This is a genomic window from Cytophaga sp., assembly GCF_051961495.1.
Classification (GTDB): Bacteria; Bacteroidota; Bacteroidia; order Cytophagales; family Cytophagaceae; genus Cytophaga.
Genome location: NZ_JBQCDF010000194.1, coordinates 1 through 3126 on the forward strand (window position 1 = coordinate 1; position 3126 = coordinate 3126).

2 protein-coding genes and 1 pseudogene are annotated in these 3126 nt (G+C 39.8%); 1 reads left to right on the forward strand and 2 read right to left on the reverse strand.

Annotated elements, in window-relative coordinates; translation table 11 throughout:
* Positions 1 to 1508 (reverse strand): annotated as a pseudogene (locus tag ACTHJT_RS10515) (BamA/TamA family outer membrane protein); the annotation flags it as partial.
* Positions 1509 to 1519: 11 nt separating this feature from the next.
* Between ACTHJT_RS10515 and ACTHJT_RS10520 the strand changes: the two are divergent.
* A complete protein-coding gene (locus ACTHJT_RS10520) occupies positions 1520 to 2266 on the forward strand; it encodes a TrmH family RNA methyltransferase (RefSeq protein WP_440237980.1) in 747 nt (248 codons plus the stop codon).
* Here the strand turns inward: ACTHJT_RS10520 and ACTHJT_RS10525 are convergent.
* Positions 2257 to 3057: a queuosine precursor transporter gene (locus ACTHJT_RS10525; protein ID WP_440237981.1), complete on the reverse strand. Its 801-nt coding sequence runs from the start codon at positions 3055 to 3057 to the stop codon at positions 2257 to 2259. The two genes, ACTHJT_RS10520 and ACTHJT_RS10525, sit on opposite strands and share 10 nt — an antisense overlap.
* Between the last annotated feature and the right edge of the window lie 69 nt (positions 3058 to 3126).

Genomic DNA, 3126 nt, shown 5'->3' on the forward strand with positions numbered 1-3126 from the left:
TAGGTAAACTGTGAACGGAAACCATAACGATCGTATTCCGGTCGCTGTGTAGAATTGTAACCAAAGGTAACGCGGGTTTTAGGATTAAACTTAGCTGCCGCAAACCGCAGCCTCGTAGGGGTAAGTAACTGCGGGAAGGTAAGGCTGGTATTGATGCCCCATTCTATGGTCTGCAATTTGTTTTGATTGTCAAGAACGGATGCCTGTCCTTCAAGTGCATAGCGCACACCAAAATCAAAGATCTCGTAATTACCGAAAATATTCCGGTTCCGGAAGTTCACATTAAAGAATGGACCTGGTAATACACCTTGTACAACGTTTACTCCGTATTCCTGCGAGATCTGAAACTTCTGCAAGCGGTTGGTGTAGATCAGCATGTCAAGAAGATTTGAATCCCTTTTCACCATGTTCACATTTACGAAACGGAACATATCCATAGAGCCAAGCTGTTGCTGAGTCTTGATCAGAGAATCTTGCTTATAGTAACTGTAAGGCCGTGTACGTATTTTCCCGTCAAGTATTTTATAGTTATAATGAATCTGTCTTCTGCAATATTTAATGTGGTTGAATGTAAGGGTATCCGGATTGTTTAGTGAATCAACCGCATTACGTATCGGAATGTAGAGAACGGAATTAATCTTGAAACGGGTATGTACAGATTCTTTCGGATCATCAATCTCAGTAATCATTTTAATACCGTTATCACCAATGGTTGAATCAACAACGAAGTTTATGTAATCCTTTGAGAATTCATAGTAGCCGTTATTCTTTAACAGCTTGTAAATACGGTCTCGCTCAAGTTCAATTTTTGTCTGGTCGTACCATGCGTTTTTGTCCAGTTTAGATCCTTTTGATGTAGAAACGATTTTATAAATGGCTGTATCCTGAATATCGTAATCAAATGATTTTAAGTAATATTGTTTGCCTTCGTTTACTTTGTATACCACAAAGGCCTTCCTGCCAAGCGTATCAATTTTATATGTTACGGTATTGTTGAAAAATCCCTGGCTGAATAAATACGTTGAGATCTGGTCTTTGGTAAAACGGATTACATTGGTATCCAGTATTGACGGGTATTCTCCGAAGGAACCCATCATCCAGTTGCCTTCAACCAGCTTGGCTTTTAATTTTTCAATCTTCTTTTTTTTCTTTGCCATCAGCGACAGATAACGCTTTTCTGTCAGTGGTTTTTTTGTGATCTTTTTATCGTATTTATTTTTTGTTACAATGATCTGTTGCTGTATATAACTGGTATCGTAAAACGATTTTCCCATGTAGTGGATCGTAAGATAGGGCGTTAAGCCAAACAGTTTGTATTGCGCTTTTTGTTTGTAGAGTTTTTCAAGTTCCGCTGAATTAATATTTTTTGCTCCTTTTGTTTTTTGGGAGTAAAGCATGTACTTGCCTTTGTAATCGGGATCAGATGCAAAATAATTGATAGATGGTTTGCACCCCTGAAGCAGAAGGATTGCGAGTATGGTTGTAAAAATGTAATATAGTAGCTTCAATTCTTAGGCAAATGTTAACGAAACAGACCGTAAAATTCACTAAATCTCTTCAAATTAAGAAATTTCGCAGACTTTATAATCAATTTATTATAGAGGGCGAAAAGTCTGTGCTTGAAGTATTAACGTCTGATTTTAACATTCAGAAATTACTGATTACTCCGTACTTTCAAAATAAGTATAAAAAAGAGTTACAGCCTTTTTCAGGCCGGATTGAACTGGCCGGCGATAAAGAGCTGGATGATATCGGTAGCTTGCAGAGCAATGATTCGGCAATAGCGATCTGTGAAATTAAAAATTATGAATTGCCCGCAGTTCTGAATCCGGAATGGGTGCTTGTACTCGATAATGTGAATGATCCCGGCAACCTGGGAACAATTATCCGTATCGCAGACTGGTATGGTATTTCCCGCATCATCTGTTCTGAAGATACGGCTGATATCTATAACCCGAAGGTGATCAATTCATCCAAGGGGTCATTTCTGCGTGTGGAGGTGTGTTATGTGAATCTCCCGGAATTTCTGGCCAGACAGAAGATGGAAATTTTTGCCGCGGATTTACAGGGAGAGAATATTCATAAAATAGTATTTCCCGGTGCAGGTATGCTGGTCATGGGGAATGAAGCGCATGGTATCAGTGCGGATGTGAAAAAATACATCACCAGAACAATTACCATTCCTCAGTTCGGGCAGGCGGAATCTCTGAATGTGGGCATTGCGACCGCTATATGCTGTGACCGCATTCGTTCCTCTCAATCCTGATAGCCTGTTGTATTGGCATCTTCTATAATCTCAGAAGAAATTTTTTCGCCAAGATAATTATCAATAAAGTGATGCGCCACATACAGCAGGGGAGTAAGCAGCAGGGCAGTAGTGAACTTGTAAATGTAGTTGATGATACCTATGGAAAGGAGTTGTTCAATGCTCCACTTATTATTTCCCGCAAGCAGGTAAAAAGCAATAAATAAAACTACGAAACTATCGATCAGCTGTGAGACCAATGTCGAGCCGGTTGCTCTCAACCACAGCCATTTTTCACCCGTTGAACTGCGTATGGCATGAAATACATATACATCCAGTAATTGTCCGATCAGAAAGGCTGTAAGTGAAGCTACAATGATTGCTTGCCCCTGGGAGAAGATACGCTGAAAGGCATAATCAATATTGAATGGCTGCCCGTTCGCATCAATATTGTTTACTTTCAGCCAATAGTCAGATGGTGCAATATTGGTCGACATGTATAAAATAAAGAAACTATAAGCGATCAGGCCAATAGCCAGAAAGGTAACTTTCCGAACACCTTTCTTCCCGAAATATTCATTGATGATATCTGTAGAAATAAATACAATCGGCCAGATCAATGCACCTGCTGTAAGATTGAAATCCAGTTTGAAATCGGTGAACAGGTTGATCTGCGCGGCCTCCAGGCCAAGCGTCTTTTCAAGGGAGAATATTTTTACTCCGATCATTTCAGCAAGAATGGCATTGGTAATAAAGATGCCTGCTAAGATGATAAAAAGGTTTGTTTTCTTTTGTTCAATCGTCGTTTTCATCTTTTACCCGGTTACTGATCGCGAAGCTGCTGCCTTCAACGCCCAGATATGTTTTCTCAAAAATAGCAC